The organism is Deferrisoma palaeochoriense, assembly GCF_054656955.1.
Genome location: NZ_BAAHXI010000044.1, coordinates 14,018 through 34,729, shown reverse-complemented (window position 1 = coordinate 34,729; position 20,712 = coordinate 14,018). Strand labels below are relative to the sequence as shown.

Sequence of the window (20,712 nt, the reverse complement as noted above, 5' to 3'; positions counted from 1 at the left end):
CTTAAGGCGCAGAAAGAAGCGCTGACAGGAATTCTCGAGCGCCTGGGGGCCGAGAATCAGGGGTAGGGGTAACCGGGGGATCACCTCCTTTAACGGTACGCGTCCCGCCCGGTCTGGCGCCGGGCCACCCTCCGGGGCGGCACGAACGGATGAGGTGGGCGCTCTTGTGTTCCGGCGTCCATGCGCCCCCACCGCATGCCTCGCCGGAGAAAAGGGGGCCTCCCGTGGGCGCAGTCCAAACCGGATCCCTTCGGTCACTCCTTTTCAGTTCCCCACCACGGCAACGCATCCACACCCAAAAACAAAGGGCCTAGCCTCGTCGGCTAAGCCCTTGTTTTTACTGGTGCGCGCGAGAGGATTCGAACCCCTGACCTGCGGATCCGTAGTCCGCCGCTCTATCCATCTGAGCTACGCGCGCAAACTCCTCGACCTTACTGTTCGGCTTTCACGAAGTCCTTGAGCAGAATCCCGTAGCGCTCGTGCTCGAAGGGGTGGGCCTCGGGGTACATGCTGAAGAGCCACCCGGAGAAGATCTCCTGGCCGTTTTCCTTCACCACGAGCCGGGCGGCCGGGTTCTCGGTCTCGTTGGACTTGGAGGTGATGGTTCCGCCCCCCATGGTGAACGAGGGCAGGAAGCTTTCCACGGTGATCTCCAGGGAGCCCACCGTGGCCGTGTCGCCCACGTTGACCGTGATCTCCTCGGTCTTGTTCTCCTGCTTGTCCGTGATCTCCAGGACCACCGCCTTCCAGGTGGCCTTCACGTCGTCGGGCACCACGATCTGGCGCTGGGCCGGGGCTCCCATGGAACCGTGCCCCTCCGGGGCGGCCGGTTGGGCCTCGTGGGACGCGGACGCCTCCACCTTCTGGGCCGGCGCCTCGGCCTGGGGGGCGGGTTCCTCGGACTTGGAGCACGCGCCGAGCGCCAGGGCCGCCAGGAGCATCACCAGGATCTTCGCCCGCATCCTCAACTCCTCACCAAAAAGACGGAAAGGGAGTGGCGGAGAGGGGGGGATTCGAACCCCCGGTACCCTTGTGGGGTACACACGATTTCCAGTCGTGCACCTTCGGCCAGCTCGGTCACCTCTCCGTTCGTCCAAACAAAAACATGGCGGAGAGGGAGGGATTCGAACCCTCGGTAGGGGGGAACCCTACACTGGTTTAGCAAACCAGCGCCTTCAGCCTCTCGGCCACCTCTCCGACCCACGAAGACGGGCATTCTACTGAGCGCCCCGTTTCCGGTCAAGCGATATGTGCCGGCCTTCACTCCCCGTGAAGGGCGTGGCAGTCGCGGCACGGCTTCCCCTCGGCGTGGGCCCCGGCTCGATCCGTGTGGCACGGCACGCAGGCCACGGTGTCGGGCTTCCCGAGCCCGCGGTCCGGGTCCGGGTGCACCGTGTGGCACCATTCGCACGAGGAGGCAAAAAGCCCCCGGTGGGGCCCCTCGGGCACCCGGACGCCCAGGTGACATCCCCGGCAGCGCACCGTGGCCCGCGCCCCCTCCCGGTGGGGCGGGTGGCAGGAGGTGCACCGGTTGTTCTGGATCAGGGTGCGGTGGGGAAGCGTCACGTCCTCGGTCTTCTCGGTGTGACAGGCGTGGCACATGCCGTTGCCCGCCGGGCGGAAATGGCACGCCGTGCAGGCGCGGCCCGCCGCCCCGTATGCCCCGTCGTGCCGCCCCCGCACCCCGGGCAGCACGAAATGGCAGGCCAGGCAAAACACCTCGTTCGAGGGGCGGATCAGGGCGGGCTCGGGCGAGGCGTGGGGCGCGTGGCAGTTGAGGCAGGGCGTCGCCTCGTGCTCGAGCCCTCCCCCCGTCACCTCGTGGCACTCCAGGCACAAACTCGCCCTCCGGACCGCCAACCCCCACTGCCGGCCGGGCCCCTGCCGGTGGCACACCCGGCAGTCCTTCTCCAAGGCGGGGTGGACCGAGGAGGGCGGAGCAACTTCGGGTGCGTAGGTCACCGCGACGCGGGTGCCCCCCACCTCGACCCGGTTCTCCCCCGGACGCCAGGCCACCTCGACCCGGAACACCCCCTCCCCGGCCCAGGCGACCCGGACCCTCCCGTTCACCCGCACGGGGACCGACGAGGCGCCGGGGTCGGGCTCGTACCCGATCACGACCCCCTCGCGGGTCGCCGTGACGAACCCGTCCGGCGGAAACACCACGACCGGCGCCCCCGCGGCGACCGCGGCCCATCCCAAGCCCAACAGCCCCAGCGCAACCGCCCTCCCCATGCTGACCCTCCCCGCGCGTCCGCCGGCTTGACGTCTGCCGCGGCGGTTGTAGGGTTCACCCCCTTCGTTGCCCCGTGATCCCGTTTCGAACAAGGAGATGTGCCATGAGCATCGACACCGTGCAAGAGGCCCTGCGGTCCCTGATCCCGCTGGCCACCACCTACGGCCTCCAGGCCCTGGGGGCGATCGTCATCCTGATCGTGGGAAAGATCGCGGCGGGCGTTATCGAAAGCCTGGCCGAACGGGGCCTCACCCGCGCCAAGGTGGACAAGGCCCTCGTGGGGTTCCTGGGCAGCCTCGTGCGCTACGGGGTGCTCACCTTCGCGGTGATCGCCGCCCTCGCCAACTTCGGCATCCAGACCACGTCGTTCGTCACCGTGCTGGGCGCCGCCGGCCTGGCCGTGGGCCTGGCCCTGCAGGGGAGCCTTTCGAACTTCGCGGCCGGGGTGCTGATTCTGCTCTTCCGCCCCTTCGGCCTGGGGGATTTCGTGGAGGCCGGCGGGGTGACCGGAGCGGTCCAGCACATCGGCATCCTGACCACGGTGCTCACGAGCCCCGACAACAAGAAGATCATCGTCCCCAACAGCCAGATCATGGGCGGCACGATCGTGAACTACTCGGCCAACGACACCCGCCGCGTGGACCTCACGGTCGGCGTGGGGTACGGGGACGACCTGGGCAAGGCCAAGGCCGTTCTGGAGAAGATCGTGCGGGACCACCCGAAGGTCCTTCCGGACCCGGCCCCGGTGATCGAGGTGGCCGAACTCGGGGACTCGTCGGTGAACTTCGTGGTCCGGCCCTGGGTCAAGACCCCGGACTACTGGGAGGTCTATTTCGATCTCAACCGCACGATCAAGGAGACCTTCGACCGGGAAGGCATCTCGATCCCGTTCCCCCAGCGGGACGTGCATCTCTACAACGAGAACGCGGGCTAGCCCGGACGAACGAACGTGCCCGCCGCCCGCTCTGCGGGGCGGCGGGCACCCGGCCGGTGCGGAATCAGCTCCCGCCGTACTGGGCCCGGAGGGTCTTCTTGTCGATCTTGCCGACGCTCGTTTTCGCGATGGCCTCCACGAACTCCACCCGCTCGGGCACGGCGTAGCGGGAGATGATGCCCTTCTCGGCGTACCCCTGGAGAAACGCGCGGATCTCGTCGGCCGTGAGTTTGCCCTCGAACCCGGGCTTCGGCACCACCAGGGCCATGGGCCGCTCGCCCCATTTGGGGTCGGGCACCCCGATCACGGCACATTCACTCACGCCCTCGACCTTGGAGATCAGGTCCTCGATGTCCAGCGACGAGATCCACTCCCCGCCCGACTTGATCACGTCCTTGATCCGGTCGGTGATCTTCACGTAGCCGTCGGGCCCCTGCACCGCCACGTCGCCGGTGTGCAGGTATCCGCCCCGCCAGAGGTTCTCGGAGTTGGCCGGGTCCTTGAGATACCCCTGGGTGAGCCACGGCGCCCGGACCGCGATCTCGCCCGAGCTCTTCCCGTCCCGGGGCAGGGGGTTCATCTCCTCGTCCACGATTTTGAGGTCCACGAGCGGGATCGGCCGGCCGGTTTTGCACCGGATCGCCGCCTGCTTCTCGGGCGGCAGCGACAGGGCCTCGGTGTCCAGGTGCGCGAGGGTGAGCACGGGGCAGGTCTCGCTCATCCCGTAGCCCGTGTAGATGTCGATGCCCCGGGCCAGCGCGGCCTGGCAGAGCCCCTGGGGCAGGGCCGATCCGCCGATGATCACCTTCCAGCCCGAGAGGTCCACCTCCTGGGCCGCCGGGCTGGAGAGCAGCATGTGGAGGATCGTGGGCACGCAGTGGCTGAAGGTCACCCCCTCGTCCCGGATGAGCTTCAGGAGCACATCGGGGGCGTACCGTCCGGGATAGACCTGCTTCACCCCCAAAAGCAGCGCCACGTAGGGAATGCCCCAGGCGTGCACGTGGAACATGGGGGTGATGGGCATGTACACGTCGTCCCGGTGGAACCGGCCCTGGGCGCCGGGCATCGCGAGCGCCGCCGTCACGGCCAGGGTGTGGAGCACGAGCTGGCGGTGGCTGAAATAGACGCCCTTGGGGAGCCCCGTGGTGCCCGTGGTGTAAAAGGTCGTCGCCCGGGTGTTCTCGTCGAGGTCGGGAAACGCGTAGCCCGGATCGGCCGCGGCCACCATCTCCTCGTACTCCGCCTCGAAGGGCACCGAGCTTTCGGGCCGGGACCCGTCGTCGGAGAGGAGCACGAACTTCACGGGCCGCTCGATGCGGTCGCGGATCGCCTCCACGACCGGCACGAAGTCGGTGTGCACCAGGATCACGTCGTCCTCGGCGTGGTTGATGGTGTAGAGGATCTGCTCGGGGGAGAGCCGTACGTTCACGGTGTGGAGCACGGCCCCCATCATGGGCACGGCGTAGAAGCACTCGAGATACCGGTGGGAGTCCCAGTCCATCACGGCCACGGTGTCCCCGGGCTTCACACCGAGGCCGGCCAGGGCCGAGGCGAGCCGCCCCACCCGCTCCCGGAGCTCCCGGTAGGTCATCCGCTTCCGGTCCCGGTACACGATCTCCTGGTCGGGGGTCGACGCCAACGGGGAGTGCCACAGCTGCTTGATCAACAGCGGGTAGCCGTAGGCCGAGGGGGTGCGGGGGATGGTCAGGTCGTTCACGGGACTACCTCCTTGAAAATGGGGGAACCAAAAATCGCCCCACGAGGGGGCCGATCGAGCCACGGTATCGTGAATGAGTCCTCATTCATACAAATGATACGGCTGAGCCTCCGCCGCCCAGCCGCCTAGCCGCCTCGTCACCAACGCCACCGCGTGGGCCGAGATCCCCTCCCCCCGCCCCTCGAACCCGAGCCCCTCGGTCGTGGTGGCCTTCACCGTGACGGAACCCGGGGGAAGCCCCAGGGCCCCGGAGAGGTTCGCCTCCATCCGGGCCACGTGGGCCGCCACCTTGGGCCGCTGGGCCACGAGGGTGGCGTCCACCCGGAGCACCCGGTACCCGGCCTGGGCCGCGAGTTCCCCGATCCGCCCGAGGAGGTCGAGGCTCGGCGCGTCTTTCCACCTCGGATCGGAGTCGGGGAAGTGGCGGCCCAGGTCTCCCAGGCCGCAGGCCCCCAGCACCGCGTCCCCCACGGCGTGGGCCAGCACGTCGGCGTCGGAGTGGCCGAGGAGCCCCCGGTCGTACGGGATCTCGACCCCCCCCAGCACGAGGCGCCGGCCCTCCACGAGGCGGTGAACGTCGTAGCCGTGCCCCACGGCCGTGGGCACGGCCGGGGCAAGGAGGGCTTCGGCCATCCCGAGGTCCTCCGGGAAGGTGATTTTGAGGTTTCGGGGGTCCCCCTCCACGAGGCGCGGCCTTCGGCCGAGGGCCTCCACGGCCCCCGCCTCGTCCGTGGGGGGTAGGCCCCGGGTCAGGGCCTGTGTGAGCGCGTCGAACAAAAGCTGGAGGGGAAACACCTGGGGGGTCTGGGCCCGCCACAGGCCCGCCCGGGGCACCGTGGCCTCGACCCGACCGTCGTCATCGGCCCGCTTCAGGGTGTCGGCAACGGGAACGGCCAGGAGGGCGCCGTCCGGCCGGGCGGCCTCGGCCAGCCGGTCGAACCGGCCGGTCGGCGGAAACGGCCGGGCCCCGTCGTGCACGAACACGAGATCGTCCGGGGCCGCCCCCCGGTCCCGAACCCCCCGGAGGCCCGCGAGCACGCTCTCGCCCCGCTCGGCCCCGCCCGGCACCACGTCGACCGGCATCTCGACGCCGGCCGTCCGGGCGATCTGCCGGGTTTCGTCGAGGGCGTCGGCCGGCGCGGCCACGCACAGGGCCGCGAACCGAGGCCAGCCAGCCAGGGCCCGCAGGGTGTGCGCGAGCACCGGTTCCCCCGCGAGCGGCAGGAACTGCTTGGGCACCCCCGCCCCCATCCGGCGGCCCGCCCCCCCGGCCGCCACCACCCCCCAGCACCTCACGCCCGGCGTCTCCAGACCCGCCGGCGCTTTCCGGATTCCGCCTCGGGCTCGGCCCCCTCGGGCCGGGCGAAAATCATCCGGCCGGCCGAGGTTTGGAGCACCGACGTCACCACGGCCTTCACCGGCTGGCCGATCAAGCTCTGGCCCTGCTCCACGACCACCATGGTGCCGTCCTCCAGGTACCCCACCCCCTGGCCGGGCTCCTTGCCCTCCTTCTGGAGGGTCACCTGCACCGACTCACCGGGGAGCACAACGGGCCGAAGCGCGTTGGCGAGCTCGTTGATGTTGAGCACCCGCACCCCCTGGAGCTCGGCGACCTTCGAGAGGTTGAAATCGTTGGTGATCAGGGTGGCGCCCGAGGTCTTGGCCAGCGACACGAGCTTTGCGTCCACCTCCTTCACCTTGGGAAAGTCCTGGTCGGTGATCCGGACCTCGACGCCCTCCATGGCCTGGAGCCGCTCGAGCACGCTCAGCCCCCGGCGGCCCCGGGCGCGTTTCAGGGGATCGGTGGAGTCGGCGATGCCCTGGAGCTCGTTCAGGATGAACTGGGGCACCACCAAGGGGCCGCCGATGAACCCCAGGTCCACCATGTCGGCCACCCGGCCGTCGATGATGGCCGAGGTGTCGAGGATCTTGGGCGCGATGCTGGCGGCCACCCCGGGTTTCCCCGGGGCCACCCGGAATGCCCTCACGCCCCGGGCCCCGGCCGCGCCCGCGAGATAAAGGAGGCACCCGCCCAGCGGCAGGAGGATCAGGGGATCGTTGACTCCCAGGCCGGCCCGCATGGCCGCCAGGGCCAGGAGCCCCACCAGCACCCCGACCCCGCCGCCGAACACCACGAGCGAGGGGGCCTGACGGACCCATCGCTCGGCGGCCCAGCACCCTAGGAACAGGAGCAGCCCGCCGGCCGCCCCGATCCAGCGGGCCATCTCGCCCGGAAGGAAACCGGGGCCCGCGAAGGCCCCGGCCGTTAGGCAGATCCCTAGAAGGATCGCCCGCACCCAGAACAGCGCCACCCGCTAGACCTCCGTTTTCGTCGCCACGTCCGAGAAGGCCGACAGGATCCGCGCCTGGGCCCGGTTGGGCGGCTCACCGCTCGCCACCGCGATCTCCTGGGCCAGGAGCTCCATGGCCGTGTTGAGCATACGTTTTTCCCCGTACGACAGGCTCTTCCCGGCCCGCAGCAGGTAGAGGTCCCGGAGGACCTTCGCGATCTCCAGGGCCGAACCCGTGCGGATCTTCTCGCTGTAGGCCCGGAACCGGCGGTTCCATGTCTGGCCGTCGCTCACCCGGCCCCGCTGGCGGAGCACGTGGAACACCTGGTCGATCTCCTCCCCGCCCATCACCTGCCGCAGCCCGACCTCCTCGCTTTTGGAGACGGGCACGATGATGGTCATCCCCTTGTCGAGGATCCGCAGGACGTAGACGTCCATCTTCGTCCCCATCATCTCGCGGGACTCGATGGCCACCACCTCCCCCACCCCGTGCCCCGGGTACACCACCTTGTCGCCGATCTGGTACATCACCCGTCTCCTTCCGCGGCCCATCCGGCCGCAACCCCGCGATGAGAGCCCGTTCCCCTGTCCGTTTCGGTGTCACTTCCCGCTGGCACGCTGGAAAGCTGGGAGGCTGGAAGGCCGAGCCCATTCGGAGTCCAGCGTCTTCCCTTGTCCCACCCCCTGGGCGCCGCGCCCGAGCGGCCTTCGACGCCTCCGGGCGCCCCGGTTGGCGCCCCGGCGGCCCGTGTATTACCCTTCGCGGCCGAACCGTTCTTCCCGGGTTCCCGCAAAGGAGCGTGCCATGGCGTCCGACGTCTATTTCTGCGGTCTTCGAACCAGCCACCGCCGCACCCTGTTCCACAAGATCGACGATCTCCTGGAACGGGCCGGCCTCGCCCAATGTGTCGGCAAGGGCGATCTCGTGGCCGTGAAGCTTCACTTCGGGGAACGGGGAAACGCCTCGTTCCTGCGGCCCGTGTTCGTGCGGCGCGTGGTGGACCGGATCCGGGGCCTGGGCGCCAAGCCGTTCCTCACCGACACGAACACGCTGTACCGGGGGAGCCGCACCGAGGCGGTTAGCCACCTCGAAACGGCCATCCTCCACGGGTTCACCTACGCTACGGTGGGCGCGCCGGTCATCATCGCCGGCGGCCTGAGGGGCAACACCGGGGTCCGGGTCCCGGTGCCCGGGGTCCATTTCCGGGAGGCCTCGATCGCCGCCGAGATCGCCCACGCCGACGCCCTGGTGGTGCTGAGCCACTTCAAGGGCCACGACGTGGCCGGGTTCGGCGGCGCGGTGAAAAACCTCGGCATGGGGTGCGCCACCCGCGAGGGCAAGATGGCCCAGCACTCCGGGGTGTCCCCCAAGGTCAAGGCCAAACGGTGCGTGGCCTGCGGCGAGTGCGCCCGGTGGTGCGCCCACGGGGCCATCGCCGTCGGGGAGAAGGCCTCCATCGACCCCGACCGGTGCGTGGGGTGCGGGGAGTGCATCCTCACCTGCCCCACCGGCGCGATCCAGATCCGCTGGACCGAGGGCCCCCAATCCATGCAGGAGAAAATGGCCGAGTACGCCTGCGCCGCCCTCCACGGCAAGCGCGACCGCGCCGTGTTCCTGAACTTCGTCGCCCAGGTCAGCCCGGCCTGCGACTGCCATGCCCACAACGACGCGCCCATCGTGGCCGACGTGGGGCTCGCGTCGGGCCGCGACCCCGTGGCCCTCGACCAGGCCTGTGTGGACCTCGTGAACGCCTGTCCGGGCCGGCCCGACTCGGCCCTCAAGGCCCATCACGAACCCGGCGGCGACAAGTTCCGGGGGGTGTACCCCGAGATCGACTGGTCGGTGCAGCTCGTCCACGCCGAGCGGATCGGCCTGGGGTCCCGCCGCTACACGCTCACCCGGCTCGACGAGTAAACCGGCGCGGGAGCCCGGCCCTCGGCCCCGTGGAGCGAGCGGATCCGCCCGGTGCGCCCGGCCCACAGGGTCCAGGCCATGGCGAACGCCAGGGCCGCGACGAGGATCCAGAGCCAGAGGGTGGGGCGCACGGTCAGCCTCCTGGGCGGGGAGGAATCCTTTATACCACATCCGCCGCGGAACCGGAAAGGCGCTCGGCCGCTTCATCAAACGCCGTTCCCCTTTTTTCCCAGGCATAGCGACCGAACGCAGCGCGTAACCGCCCGGGATCCAAGAGCTTTTCTCTACCGGTGCACAACGACCGGATCCGGGCGGCCAGATCCTCGGGGTCGCCATACAAACAGGCGGCGTGGAACTCGGTCGGCACCACCTCGGGATAGGCGAGCCGGGCCGGCACGAGGGGATGGGCCCCGGCGTAGGCCGCCTCCACCACGCTCAGGCCGAAGTTCTCCTGCCGGGCCGTGCTCACGACGACGTGGCACCGGGCGAGAAGCCGGCCGTAGGCCTTCCGGTCGGGCACGTAGCCCCAGTGGACCACCCGGGGTCCCAGCCGGGCCCTCGCCTCCTCGAACACGGGTGGGGCCCTCCCGAACCGCTCCCCGGCCACGGCCACCCGGAAGGGCACCCCCTCGTCGGCAAGCCGAAGGAGAACCCCGAAGAAGAGTTCCGGATCCTTGTCGTGCTCCCACCGGTGGTTCCACAGGATCACGGGGAGCCCCTCCCGCGGCCCGGGCTGGGGGATGTCGGCCACCTCCACCCCGGGCCAGAGCACCCCGGAACGGGCCGCGATCTCGGCCACCGCCCACCGGGGCCGGGCGTCGGGCATGCGGCCGAGGAGCCGGTCGAGCCCCTCCAGGAACGCCTCGCGCTGGAACGCGGAGTTGAAAACCACCCGGTCCGCCGCCAAGGCGCTCGCCAGGTTCGTGAAGGCGTACTGGAGGTCCCGTTCGGCCGGCGCCTCCCCGGGCCGCGTCGGGTACGCCACCTGGTTTTCGTGAAAGTAGAGGGCCGCGGGCACCCGCCGGGGCAGCAGCGCCCTGAGGTGGGCCAGGTCCAGAAGGCTCGTGGCCCACAGGAGGTCGAACCGCCCGATCCGGCCGGCGAGGGCCCGGGCCAGGTGCACCGCCGCCCCCCGCATGCGCCACTTCCAGAACCGGGCCGGCAGGGTCACGAGTTCGATCTCGTGGCGGCTGTGCCGGGCCCACCCCTCGGCCACCGCCCGGTGGCTCCCCCCAAAAAACGGCTCCACCAGCGCGATCCGAAGGCGCCGGCCTTCCGGACCGAACGTCGTATGATTCATTTCGCCGCCCTTTCCCACCCCGGCCCCAGCCGCCCGGCCCCGGCCGCCGCCCTCCCGAAGACCGAGCCACTTCTCGTTTTCTGCCAGGAGGTTACAAAAAGCCCCACCCGCCCCTCTAGACTTTTCGACAAAACCGGGTTTACTTGGCTTGACATTGAACCCTCATTCACCGTAGCATCCGCACCCCGAATGAACGCTCATTCAGGAGAACGCCCATGACCCTACCCCAGATGATCCGCGACCGCCACAACCGTTGGTCCAAGAACCGGGGCTTCCTGGTGAAGCGAGGCGGGGCCTACCAGGACGTGACCTGGGGCGAGTACTACGACCTCGCCTGCCGGGTCGCCCGGGCCCTGGTGGGGCGGGGCATCGAGGTGGGCGACCGGGTGGCGATCCTGAGCCACACCCGGTTCGAATGGGCCGTGGCCGACACGGCCATCCTCACCGCGGCCGGGATCACGGTACCCCTGTATCCCTCCCTCACCCGCCCCGAAGTGAAACACCTCCTGGAACGAAGCGGTGCCCGGATCCTGTTCGTGTCGGACGAGGACCAGGTCCAAAAATGTCTGCCGCTCCTCGACGCGGTGGAGGGACTGGAGCTCCTCGTGGCGTTCGAGGCCGACGCCCTCCGGGGCGTCGACCGGCCGGACGTCCTGTCCCTCGAGGCCCTCGCGGCCGAGGCCGACCGCACCGACGCCGCGGTGCTCGAGGAGCGGCTGGCCGCCCGCACCCGCGACGACGTGGCCACCATCATCTTCACCTCGGGCACCACGGGCGAGCCCAAGGGCGTCATGCTCACCCACGGCAACATCCTCTCCAACTGCGAGGCCGCGATCGAGGAGTTCGACATCGGCCCGGGGGACGTGCACCTGGCCCACCTGCCCCTGGCCCACATCCTGGAGCGCATGGCCGGGTACTATCTCATGCTCTACACCGGCTGCACCATCGGCTACGCGGAGAGCATCCAGACCGTGGCCGACAACTTCGGCGAGGTGCGGCCTACGATTTCGGTCAGCGTGCCCCGGATTTTCGAGAAGGTGTACGCCGGGGTCCAGACCAAGGCCGCCGAGGCGCCGGCGCCGGTGCGGATGCTCACCTTCTGGGCCCTCAAGGTGGCCCGGGAGGCCGGGGAGGTCCTGGCCGAAAAGCGCCCCCTCACCGGCCGCCTCAAGCTCCGCCACGCCATTGCGGACCGGATCGTGTTCAAGAAGATCCGCGAGCGTCTCGGGGGGCGCCTGCGGTTCTTCATCTCGGGCGGGGCTCCCCTCGCCCCCGAGCTCGCCAAGGCGTTCCTCGCCATGGGGGTTCGGATCTTCGAGGGCTACGGCCTCACCGAGACGTCGCCCGTGATCACGGTGAACACCCCGCGCCGCTGGAAGATCGGCACCGTGGGGCGGCCCATCTCCAACGTGGACGTCAAGATCGCCGAGGACGGGGAGATCCTGGTCAAGGGACCCAACGTGTTCATCGGGTACTACCAGGACGAGGAGAAAACCCGGGAGGTGTTCACGCCCGACGGGTACTTCATGACCGGCGACATCGGCGAACTCGACGCGGAGGGGTTCCTCCGGATCACCGATCGCAAGAAGGACCTCATCGTGACGGCCGGGGGCAAGAACGTGGCGCCCCAGAAGGTCGAAAACGTCCTCAAGATGAGCAAGTACATCTCCGAGGTGATGCTCTACGGCGACAAGAAAAAATTCATCACGGCCCTGGTCGTTCCGGACTTCGAGTGGCTCAAACGCTACGCGGAACTCAAGGGCATCGCCTACTCCTCGATGACCGACCTCGTGAACCACCCCCAGGTCCAGGACTTCTACCACCGGCTGATCCAGGAAACCCAGCAGAAGGCCGAGCTCGCCTCCTACGAGTCGGTGAAGAAGTTCGTGCTCCTCGACCACGAGTTCGCGGCGAACCAGGGCGAGGTCACCCCCACCCTCAAGATGCGGCGAAAGGTGATCACCGAGCACTACAAGGACAAACTCGAAGCCCTGTACGAGGAGGATTGAGATGGGCGCCGCGCAGGAGAGACGGGCCGAGCGCGAACGCCAGATCCTCGAAGCCGCGATCCGGGCCTTCAGCCGCCACGGCTACCACCAGTGCACCGTGGCCCAGGTGGCCCGGGAGGCCGGGGTGGCCGACGGCACCATCTACATCTACTTCAAGGGCAAAGACGATCTCCTGGTGTGCGCCTTTCGCCACGTGCTCGAAACCATCCTCGAGGAACTCGACCGGGACCTCACCGACATCACCGACCCGCTGGAGCGGATCCGGTTCCTCGTGGAGCGCCACCTGGAGGTCATGGAGCGCGACCCGGAGCTCGCCGCGTTCCTCCAACTCCAGCTCCGCCAGCCCGACGCCTCGATCCGCCAGGCCATCGCCGAGCCGCTCCGGGCCTACGCCCGCAAGATCGAGCAGGTGGTGGACGAGGCCAAGGCCGCCGGCGCGGTCCGGACCGATCTCGCCACCCACGTGATCCGCCGCGTCCTGTTCGGTGCGGTGGACGAGACCGTCTCGGCCTGGGTTCTGAACCCCCGCCGGGGGCCGCTCAAACCCAAGGCGCAGGCCATCTGCGACATCGTATTCCACGGCATCCGCGCGCCCCGATCGGGGCAGTAACGTCCACGACGAACCCGTCGAAAGGAGGTAGTTGCCATGCCCCCCATCCGAAAGGCCGCCGTCCTAGGCGCCGGCGTCATGGGAAGCGCCATCGCGGCCCATCTCGCCAACGCCGGCATCCCCTGCCTGCTCCTGGACATCGTGCCCCGGGAGCTCACGGAAGACGAAAAGAAGAAGGGCCTCACCCTCGAAAGCCCCCAGGTCCGGAACCGCTTCGCCCAAAACGGGCTCCAAAACGCCCTGAAAGCGAGCCCCGCCGCGTTCGCCCACAAGAGCCTCGCCCGGCTCGTGACCCCGGGGAACTTCGAGGACGATCTCCCGAAGCTCGCCGAGGCGGACTGGGTGGTGGAGGCCGTGGTGGAGCGGCTCGACATCAAGGTGTCGCTCTTCCAGAAGGTGGCCGCCCACCTCAAGCCGGGCGCCCTTCTCACCACCAACACCTCGGGGCTTTCGGTCAACGCCATGGCCGAGGCCCTGCCCGAGGATCTGCGACCGCGGTTTTTCGGCACCCACTTCTTCAACCCGCCCCGGTACATGCACCTTTTGGAGCTCATCCCGGCGCGGGGGACCGATCCCGAGATCCTGCGGGAGTTCGCGGCGTTCGCGGAGAAGCGCTTGGGCAAGGGCGTCGTGTACGCCAAGGACACCCCCAACTTCATCGCGAACCGGATCGGGATCTTCTCCATGCTCTATACCCTGCGGGCCATGGAGAAGCACGGCCTCACCATCGAGCAGGTGGACGCCTTGACCGGGCCGGCCCTGGCCCGGCCCAAGTCGGCCACCTTCCGCACCGCCGACCTCGTGGGCCTCGACGTGCTCGCCCACGTGGCCCGCACCCAGTACGAGGGCGCCCCGGATGACGAGCGCCGCGAGGTGTTCCAACTCCCCGGCTGGGTCAACGCGATGATCGAAAAGGGCCTCCTCGGCCAGAAGGCCAAGGCCGGCTTCTACAAGCGGGTCAAGGAGAACGGGAAGAAGGAGACCCTGGTCATCGACCCGGCCACCCTGGAGTACCGGCCCAAGGGCAAGGCGGACTTCCCGGTGCTCGCCGAGACCAAGAACATCGAGGATCCCGCGGCCCGGGTGGCCCGGCTCGTGGCCGACAAGAGCCCGGCCGGGGCGTTCGTCTGGGACATCCTGGCCGAGACCCTTCTCTACTGCGCCCGGCGGATTCCTGACGTGGCCGACGACATCGTCTCGATCGACCGGGCCCTGAAATGGGGGTTCGGCTGGGAGGTGGGGCCCTTCGAGATCTGGGACGCCCTGGGGGTGCCCAAGAGCGTGGAGCGCATGCAGGCCGAGGGCCGCGACGTGCCCGAGGGCATCCTGGCCCTGGCCGAGTCGGAAACCCCGAGCTTTTACGTGCGCGACGGGCTCGACGTCAAAATCTGGGATCCGGTGAAGAAAACCCACGTGCCCCTGGAGGCCCGGCCTCGCGTCGTGGTGCTCGCCGACCTCAAGCGGATCGAGCGGGAGTGGTACCGCAATCCCGAGGCCAGCCTGATCGACCTCGGCGACGGCGTGGCCTGCCTCGAGTTCCACTCCAAGATGAACGCCATCGGCGGCGGCATCATGCAGGCAATCCACAAGGCCATGGCCGAGGCCGGCACCCGGTTCGACGCGCTGGTCATCGGGAACCAGGGCGAGAACTTCTCGGTGGGCGCGAACCTCATGATGCTCCTGTTCGAGGCCCTCGAGGGGAACCTGCCCGAGATCGACGCCATGGTCCGGGCGTTCCAGAACGCCACCATGGCCCTAAAGTACGCGCCGGTGCCCGTGGTGGCGGCCCCGTTCGGCCGGGTGCTCGGCGGCGGGGCCGAGGTGGTGCTCCACTCCCACCGGGTGCAAGCGAGCCTCGAGACCTACATGGGCCTCGTGGAGGTGGGCGTGGGGCTTCTGCCGGCCGGCGGCGGCACCAAAGAGCTGCTGCTGCGCTGGATGAGCCGCTACCCCGAAGGCACCGGCGCCGACCCCATGCCCTTCGTGCAGAAGGCCTTCGAGGCCATCGGCATGGCCAAGGTGAGCCTGAGCGCCCGGGAGGCCTTCGACCTCGGGTTCCTGCGCACCGGCGACCGGATCACCATGAACCGGGAGCACCTCATCCACGACGCCAAGAGGGCGGCGCTCGATCTCCTGGAGACCGGGTGGCAACCGCTGACCCGGCCCGAAACCGTGAAGGTCCTGGGCCGGGACGGGCTCGCCAACATCCGCTCCATGCTTCACAACATGAAGGTAGGCCGGCACATCACCGAATACGACGCGGTGGTGGGCGAGAAGGTGGGCTGGGTGCTCTGCGGCGGCGAGGTGGACAACGGTTCCGTGGTCACCGAGGACTACCTGCTGGACCTCGAGCGCCGGGGGTTTGTGGAGCTCTGCGCCCAGCGAAAGACCCTGGAGCGGATCCAGCACATCTTAAAGACCGGCAAGCCGCTGCGGAACTAGTCGAGGCGGGAAGGCGAGAACGCCGAAACCTGGGAGGCCGGAAGGCCTCTGACGGCTCCGGGCCGGAGTTCCCGTTTCCAGCCTCTGGGTTGCAAATTCCTCGTTTCGGATCTCTCGAAGGAGATGAACCATGCGTGAGGCAGTGATCGTTTCGAGCGTGCGCACGCCGGTGGGCAAGGCGTTCAAGGGCGCCCTGGCCACCGTGCGGCCCGACGACCTGGCGGCCGTGGCCATCAAGGGCGCCCTGGCCCGGGTACCCAACCTCGACCCGGCCGAGATCGACGACGTGATTCTGGGCTGCGCCTTCCCCGAGGCCGAGCAGGGCCTCAACGTGGCCCGGCTGGCCCTGCTCCTGGCCGGGCTTCCCGAGACCGTGCCGGGGCAGACCGTGAACCGGTTCTGCTCGTCGGGCCTCCAGACCATTGCCATGGCGGCCCAGGCCGTGATGACCGGCGTGGCCGAGGTGGTGCTGGCCGGCGGGGTCGAGAGCATGACCCGGGTGCCCATGACCGGCAACAAGATCATGGTGAACCCGGATCTGGTGCAGAGCGTGCCCGACTCGTATCTCAACATGGGGCTCACGGCCGAGAACGTGGCCGAGCGGTTCGGCATCACCCGGGAGGACCAGGACGCCTTCGCGCTCTCGAGCCACCAGAAGGCCTTGGCGGCCCAGGCCGAGGGCCGGTTCGAGGAGGAGCTCGTGCCGGTGCCCGTGACCCGCTATAAGCCCGGCAAGAACGGAAAGCCGGTGGAGGAGTCCTTCACCCACACCAAGGACGAGGGCCCCCGGGCCGACACCTCGCTGGAAACCCTGGCGAAGCTCCGCCCGGCCTTTCGCCAGGGCGGAACGGTCACGGCCGGGAACGCGAGCCAGATGTCCGACGGCGCGGCCATCTCCGTGGTCATGAGCGCCGAGAAGGCCCAGGCCCTGGGCCTAGAGCCCCTGGCCCGGTTCGTGTCGTTCGGCGTGGGCGGGGTGGACCCGGCCGTCATGGGCATCGGGCCCGTGGTGGCGATCCCGAAGGCGCTCAAGATCGCGGGGCTCCAGCTCGCCGACATCGACCTCATCGAGCTCAACGAGGCCTTCGCGAGCCAGGCGCTTTACGTGATCCGGGAATTGGGGATCAACCCCGAGATCGTCAACGTGAACGGCGGCGCCATCGCCCTCGGCCACCCCCTGGGGTGCACCGGCGCCAAGCTCACGGCGACGCTCCTCCACGAGATGAAGCGCCGTAAGGCCCGGTACGGCATCGTAAGCATGTGCATCGGCGGCGGCATGGGCGCCGCAGGCGTTTTCGAAAACCTGCAACGGTAAGAGGGAGGAACCCACCATGAGCGAGACCTATGTGAAGGGCGGCAGCTTCCTCGTCCGGGAGACCACCCCCGACGAGGTGTTCACCCCCGAGGATTTCACCTCGGAGCAGCTCCAGTTCGCCAAGACGGCCCGGGACTTCATCGAGAACGAGGTCATCCCCCGCAACGACGAGATCGAGGAGAAAAAGCCCGGCGTCGTGCCTGAACTCATGCGCAAGGCCGGGGAGCTGGGACTCCTCATGGCCGACGTGCCCGAGGAGTACGGCGGGCTCGGGCTCGACAAGGCCTCGAGCGCGCTCATCACCGAGAACATGTCGGGACAGGGCTCGTTCTCCGTGGCCTACGGGGCCCACGTGGGCATCGGCACTCTGCCCATCGTGTACTACGGCACCGAGGAGCAAAAGAAAAAGTACCTTCCGGGCCTGGCCGACGGGACGACGATCGGCTGCTACTGCCTCACCGAGCCCACGGCCGGTTCCGACGCCCTGTCGATCCGCGCCAAGGCCGTGTTGAGCGAGGACGGCAAGCACTACATCCTCAACGGCACCAAGCAGTTCATCACCAACGGCGGATTCGCGCAGGTGTTCACCGTGTTCGCCAAAGTGGACGGCGAGCACTTCACCGGGTTCGTCCTGGACAAGGACACCCCAGGGCTCAAGATCGGCCCCGAAGAGCATAAAATGGGCATCCACGGGTCCTCCACCACCACGGTGATCCTCGAAGACGCCAAGGTGCCCGTGGAAAACGTGCTCGGCGAGGTCGGCAAGGGCCACAAGATCGCCTTCAACATTCTGAACATCGGCCGGTTCAAACTCGGGGCCGGCGCGGTGGGAAGCTCGAAGCGCGCCCTGGACCACGCCCTGGCCTACGCCCTCGAGCGCAAGCAGTTCGGCCGGCGACTCGCCGACTTTGGGGCGATCCGGGAGAAGCTCGCCGAGATGTACGCCCGCACCTACGCGGCCGAGTCGGTCGTGTACCGCACCGTGGGCCTGATCGACCAACTCCTGGCCCAGAGCGGAGGCGGCCACGGTGAGACCGCGCTCCAGGCCATCGAGGAATACAGCGTCGAGTGCGCCATGGTGAAGGTGTTCGGCTCCGAGGTGCTGGACTACGTGGTGGACGAGACGGTTCAGGTGTACGGCGGGTACGGCTACTGCGCCGAGTACCCGGCCGAGCGGTTTTACCGAGACAGCCGGATCAACCGGATCTTCGAGGGCACCAACGAGATCAACCGGCTCCTGGTGCCCGGCATGCTGCTACGCAAGGCCATGAAGGGCGAGGTGCCGCTCTTCCAGGCGGCCAAGGCCCTGCAGGAGGAGCTCATGGGCATCCCGAGCCTCGACATCGAGGCCGACCTCGAGCTCCTGGCCGCGGAGAGGAAGATCGCCGCCAATCTCAAGAAGATCTGCCTCTTCGTGGCTGGGGTGGCGGCCCAGAAATACGGGAAAGCCCTGGCCGAGCAGCAAAACGTGCTCCTGCGGCTCGCCGACCTCGCCATCCAGGCCTACGCGGCCGAGTCCACCGTGCTCCGGGCCCTCAAGGACGCCGCCAGGCGGGGCGAGGAGAAGGCGGCCCTGCCGATCGCCGCGGCCAAGATCGTGACCGAGGAGGCCGCGAGCATCGCCGAGGCCACGGCCCGCGAGGCCCTGGCCGCCATGGAGGAGGGCGACACCCTCATGACCATGCTGGCCGCCCTGCGGCGCCTCGTGCGGCGCACCCCGGCCAACACGGTGGCCGCCCGGGAGACCATCGCCGCGAAGCTGGTGGAGATGGAGCGGGTGGTCTGGTAAACGGGTTTCTCTCCCTGGGAGGGGCCGGCACCGACCCCGGCCCCTCCCCCTTTTTCGCTGGATTTTGCCCTCAAACATCGTTTACAAGGCACGAAGGCCCGTTCACCACTCTTACACAAAGGAGGGTCCCATGAGACGAACGGTCCGGTTCCTCACTCTGCCCTTGGCCGCGGCTCTCGTGCTCGCGGCCTGCGGCTCCCCCCCCGACGACAACGTGGCGGCGAAACCCGCGCCCACGCCGACCACCCCGGCCGGCACGGCCAAGGTCACGGCGGTCTACGACCCCACCCGCGAGATCATGCCGCTCCCCAACGACCTCGTGTGGCTCGCCGACGGGGACGAGGAGGTGGAGTTGGCCCTGGGCGCCGACGCAGCTCCCGAGCTCGTGCAACTCGCCCAGGTGATCGAGGCCATGGGGCTCAAAGGGCTTTCCCCTAACATGTTCCTGACGATCCCGGTGTCCGGGGCCGTGGACGAGTCCACCCTCGAGGTCCTCGTGTTCCGGCTCGACGCCCAGGAACTGCCCCGCACTACGGCGGCCTTCACCGTGGAAGAGGCGAACGGTGTGCTCAAGTTGATTCCCAAGAACCCGTTCGCGGCCGGCGGGTCCTACGCCGTGGCGGTCAAGATGGGACTCCTGGACGAAAACGGCTTTCCCGTGGAGCCCAGTCCGGTGATGAACGCCCTCAAGAGCAAGACCTCCCTGGAGGGCACCGCCTTCGCGGCCCTGGAGGACCTGCGGGCCGCGTTCGACGCCCAGCTCTTTCCGGCCCTCCAGGCGAACTTCGGGTGGGACCGCTCCGACGTCTTGCTCCTGTGGACCTTCCACACGGCGGACGCCACCCTGACCCTGGCGGATGAAGACTCGATCATGGCGGCGTTGGGTGCGGGAAACCCCGACGCGCTGAAACTCCCCTACGACGAGTTCGAGGACACCGTGGCCTTGTTTAGGGGTGCCTCGGCCCAATGGCCTGCCCCGGCGAACGCCGTGGCGTGGCAGAACCCGGCGGACGGAAGCTACGGAGCCATCCCGATCCCGCTGCCCGTCGCCACCGTGTGGGATGGGGCGGGTCTCACCGGCGTCGTCCCGAACGACGCCCTCGAATCGGTGTACTTCGGTAAATTCTCATCCCCCCTCCTGAACACACTCCAGACCGAGGGAGGCCCCACGGGCACGGACGTGACCTTCGTCCTTCTCACCCCGGATCCTGACGCCTGCGGGACCGGCCCGTACACCGCTGTGCTCTTCCAGCACGGGCTCGGCCGCACCAAGGAAGACGCGTTCGCCCTGGCCAACTCGCTCGCCGGCGCCTGCCTCGCCACCCTGGCCATCGACGCGCCGTTCCACGGTGACCGCGCCGTCGAGGGGCAGGAGTTCTTCACCGCCAACCTGCTCGCCGACCGGGCCAACGTGTACCAGGCCGCCATCGACCTCTGGGAGGCAATGGACGTGGTCGGCACGGTCGATCTCGACGGCGACGAGGCGCCCGACCTCACGAACCCCCGGTTCGTGGCCCACTCCCTTGGCTCCATCATCGGTTCGGTGTTTCTGAACGCCGACACCCGCCCGGAGAAGATCGTTCTTTCGAGCCCGTCGGCCGTCCTGGCCAACGTCCTCGACGATTCGGCCCTGCCCCAGCTTCAGGACCTCGTGGGAAGCCTCGGGTTCACCAAGGGCACCACGGAGTACTACGTGTTCCTGAACATCGTCCAATGGCTCATGGACCCTGTGGACGGCGCCTACATGGGGATCGGCGAGAACGGCACCGACAAACTCCTGGCCCTGTTCGCTTACGGGGACCCGGTTGTCACGTACGTGGCGAGCAAGGTGTTCCTGAGCGAGATCGGGATCAACGAGGGAGACGTTTTCGAGGTTGACCCTGACGCGATCGATCCCGTGGCAATCATGGGGGGCGACTTCACCACGGTTCCCACGCCCGTAGCCGGCGCCTTCCAGTACGGACTGCCCGGAAAGCCGGTCGTGCACAGCTTCCTCCTGAGCCCGGCTACCATCGACTCCGAAACCGGCGAACGGATTCCATACTACCCCGAGGGCGTGTACGACGATGCCCTCCAGGCGGCCGCGACCGCGGGGGCCCAAGCCCAGACCGCGTTGTTCCTGGCCCCGTCAGCCGGCGACTAAGAACCTAGAAC

Annotated in this window: 16 protein-coding genes and 3 tRNA genes; 8 read left to right on the top strand and 11 right to left on the bottom strand. The window is 68.7% G+C overall.

Annotated elements, in window-relative coordinates; genetic code table 11:
* Positions 1–341: 341 nt before the first annotated feature.
* The 5 genes from ACYQ8L_RS12525 to ACYQ8L_RS12505 all read right to left on the bottom strand — a co-directional run bounded on the left by ACYQ8L_RS12525 (position 342) and on the right by ACYQ8L_RS12505 (position 2,235).
* Positions 342–418, bottom strand: a tRNA-Arg gene (locus ACYQ8L_RS12525).
* A gap of 13 nt (positions 419–431) precedes the next feature.
* On the bottom strand, positions 432–962 hold the full coding sequence (locus ACYQ8L_RS12520; RefSeq protein ID WP_459942140.1) for a DUF2155 domain-containing protein: 531 nt from the start codon (positions 960–962) through the stop codon (positions 432–434).
* A gap of 33 nt (positions 963–995) precedes the next feature.
* Positions 996–1,087, bottom strand: a tRNA-Ser gene (locus ACYQ8L_RS12515).
* A 19-nt stretch (positions 1,088–1,106) separates the two neighbouring features.
* Positions 1,107–1,197, bottom strand: a tRNA-Ser gene (locus ACYQ8L_RS12510).
* 63 nt (positions 1,198–1,260) lie between these two features.
* Positions 1,261–2,235 (bottom strand): cytochrome c3 family protein, encoded by a 975-nt coding sequence (locus tag ACYQ8L_RS12505; RefSeq protein ID WP_459942139.1) that lies wholly within the window; start codon positions 2,233–2,235, stop codon positions 1,261–1,263.
* A gap of 104 nt (positions 2,236–2,339) precedes the next feature.
* Here ACYQ8L_RS12505 and ACYQ8L_RS12500 point away from each other — a divergent pair, with 104 nt between their 5' ends.
* Positions 2,340–3,170, top strand: coding sequence for a mechanosensitive ion channel family protein (locus ACYQ8L_RS12500; protein WP_459942138.1), 831 nt, complete (start codon positions 2,340–2,342; stop codon positions 3,168–3,170).
* A gap of 64 nt (positions 3,171–3,234) precedes the next feature.
* On the opposite strand, the gene ACYQ8L_RS12495 is transcribed toward ACYQ8L_RS12500, so the two are convergent.
* The 4 genes from ACYQ8L_RS12495 to ACYQ8L_RS12480 all read right to left on the bottom strand — a co-directional run bounded on the left by ACYQ8L_RS12495 (position 3,235) and on the right by ACYQ8L_RS12480 (position 7,706).
* Positions 3,235–4,887, bottom strand: coding sequence for a fatty acid--CoA ligase (locus tag ACYQ8L_RS12495; protein ID WP_459942137.1), 1,653 nt, complete (start codon positions 4,885–4,887; stop codon positions 3,235–3,237).
* An 81-nt stretch (positions 4,888–4,968) separates the two neighbouring features.
* Positions 4,969–6,183, bottom strand: a complete 1,215-nt coding sequence (gene ispD, locus ACYQ8L_RS12490) for a 2-C-methyl-D-erythritol 4-phosphate cytidylyltransferase (RefSeq protein ID WP_459942136.1) — start codon at positions 6,181–6,183, stop codon at positions 4,969–4,971.
* Positions 6,180–7,199 (bottom strand): PIN/TRAM domain-containing protein, encoded by a 1,020-nt coding sequence (locus ACYQ8L_RS12485; protein ID WP_459942135.1) that lies wholly within the window; start codon positions 7,197–7,199, stop codon positions 6,180–6,182. The genes ispD and ACYQ8L_RS12485 overlap by 4 nt, the downstream gene beginning before the upstream one ends.
* Positions 7,200–7,202: 3 nt before the next feature.
* Positions 7,203–7,706: a CarD family transcriptional regulator gene (locus tag ACYQ8L_RS12480; RefSeq protein WP_459942134.1), complete on the bottom strand. Its 504-nt coding sequence runs from the start codon at positions 7,704–7,706 to the stop codon at positions 7,203–7,205.
* A 277-nt stretch (positions 7,707–7,983) separates the two neighbouring features.
* Between ACYQ8L_RS12480 and ACYQ8L_RS12475 the strand changes: the two genes are divergently transcribed.
* Complete coding sequence (locus ACYQ8L_RS12475; protein WP_459942133.1) at positions 7,984–9,093, top strand: DUF362 domain-containing protein; 1,110 nt, start codon at positions 7,984–7,986, stop codon at positions 9,091–9,093.
* Here ACYQ8L_RS12475 and ACYQ8L_RS12470 read toward each other — a convergent pair.
* Positions 9,066–9,224, bottom strand: coding sequence for a hypothetical protein (locus ACYQ8L_RS12470; RefSeq protein ID WP_459942132.1), 159 nt, complete (start codon positions 9,222–9,224; stop codon positions 9,066–9,068). The two genes, ACYQ8L_RS12475 and ACYQ8L_RS12470, sit on opposite strands and share 28 nt — an antisense overlap.
* A 29-nt stretch (positions 9,225–9,253) precedes the next feature.
* The gene (locus ACYQ8L_RS12465; RefSeq protein WP_459942131.1) at positions 9,254–10,393 is read right to left on the bottom strand and encodes a tRNA-queuosine alpha-mannosyltransferase domain-containing protein; all 1,140 of its coding nucleotides are present in this window, start codon (positions 10,391–10,393) and stop codon (positions 9,254–9,256) included.
* Between the two features lie 215 nt (positions 10,394–10,608).
* Here ACYQ8L_RS12465 and ACYQ8L_RS12460 point away from each other — a divergent pair, with 215 nt between their 5' ends.
* The 6 genes from ACYQ8L_RS12460 to ACYQ8L_RS12435 all read left to right on the top strand — a co-directional run bounded on the left by ACYQ8L_RS12460 (position 10,609) and on the right by ACYQ8L_RS12435 (position 20,701).
* Positions 10,609–12,402: an AMP-dependent synthetase/ligase gene (locus tag ACYQ8L_RS12460; RefSeq protein ID WP_459942130.1), complete on the top strand. Its 1,794-nt coding sequence runs from the start codon at positions 10,609–10,611 to the stop codon at positions 12,400–12,402.
* A 1-nt stretch (position 12,403) separates the two neighbouring features.
* Positions 12,404–13,012 (top strand): TetR/AcrR family transcriptional regulator C-terminal domain-containing protein, encoded by a 609-nt coding sequence (locus ACYQ8L_RS12455; RefSeq protein WP_459942129.1) that lies wholly within the window; start codon positions 12,404–12,406, stop codon positions 13,010–13,012.
* Positions 13,013–13,048: 36 nt separating this feature from the next.
* The gene (locus ACYQ8L_RS12450) at positions 13,049–15,454 is read left to right on the top strand and encodes a 3-hydroxyacyl-CoA dehydrogenase/enoyl-CoA hydratase family protein (protein WP_459942128.1); all 2,406 of its coding nucleotides are present in this window, start codon (positions 13,049–13,051) and stop codon (positions 15,452–15,454) included.
* 130 nt (positions 15,455–15,584) lie between these two features.
* Positions 15,585–16,769, top strand: a complete 1,185-nt coding sequence (locus ACYQ8L_RS12445; protein WP_459942127.1) for an acetyl-CoA C-acyltransferase — start codon at positions 15,585–15,587, stop codon at positions 16,767–16,769.
* 16 nt (positions 16,770–16,785) lie between these two features.
* A complete protein-coding gene (locus ACYQ8L_RS12440; protein ID WP_459942126.1) occupies positions 16,786–18,558 on the top strand; it encodes an acyl-CoA dehydrogenase family protein in 1,773 nt (590 codons plus the stop codon).
* Positions 18,559–18,688: 130 nt separating this feature from the next.
* Entirely contained in the window at positions 18,689–20,701 is a 2,013-nt protein-coding gene (locus ACYQ8L_RS12435; RefSeq protein ID WP_459942125.1) for a hypothetical protein, read from the top strand.
* The last annotated feature ends 11 nt before the right edge of the window (positions 20,702–20,712 follow it).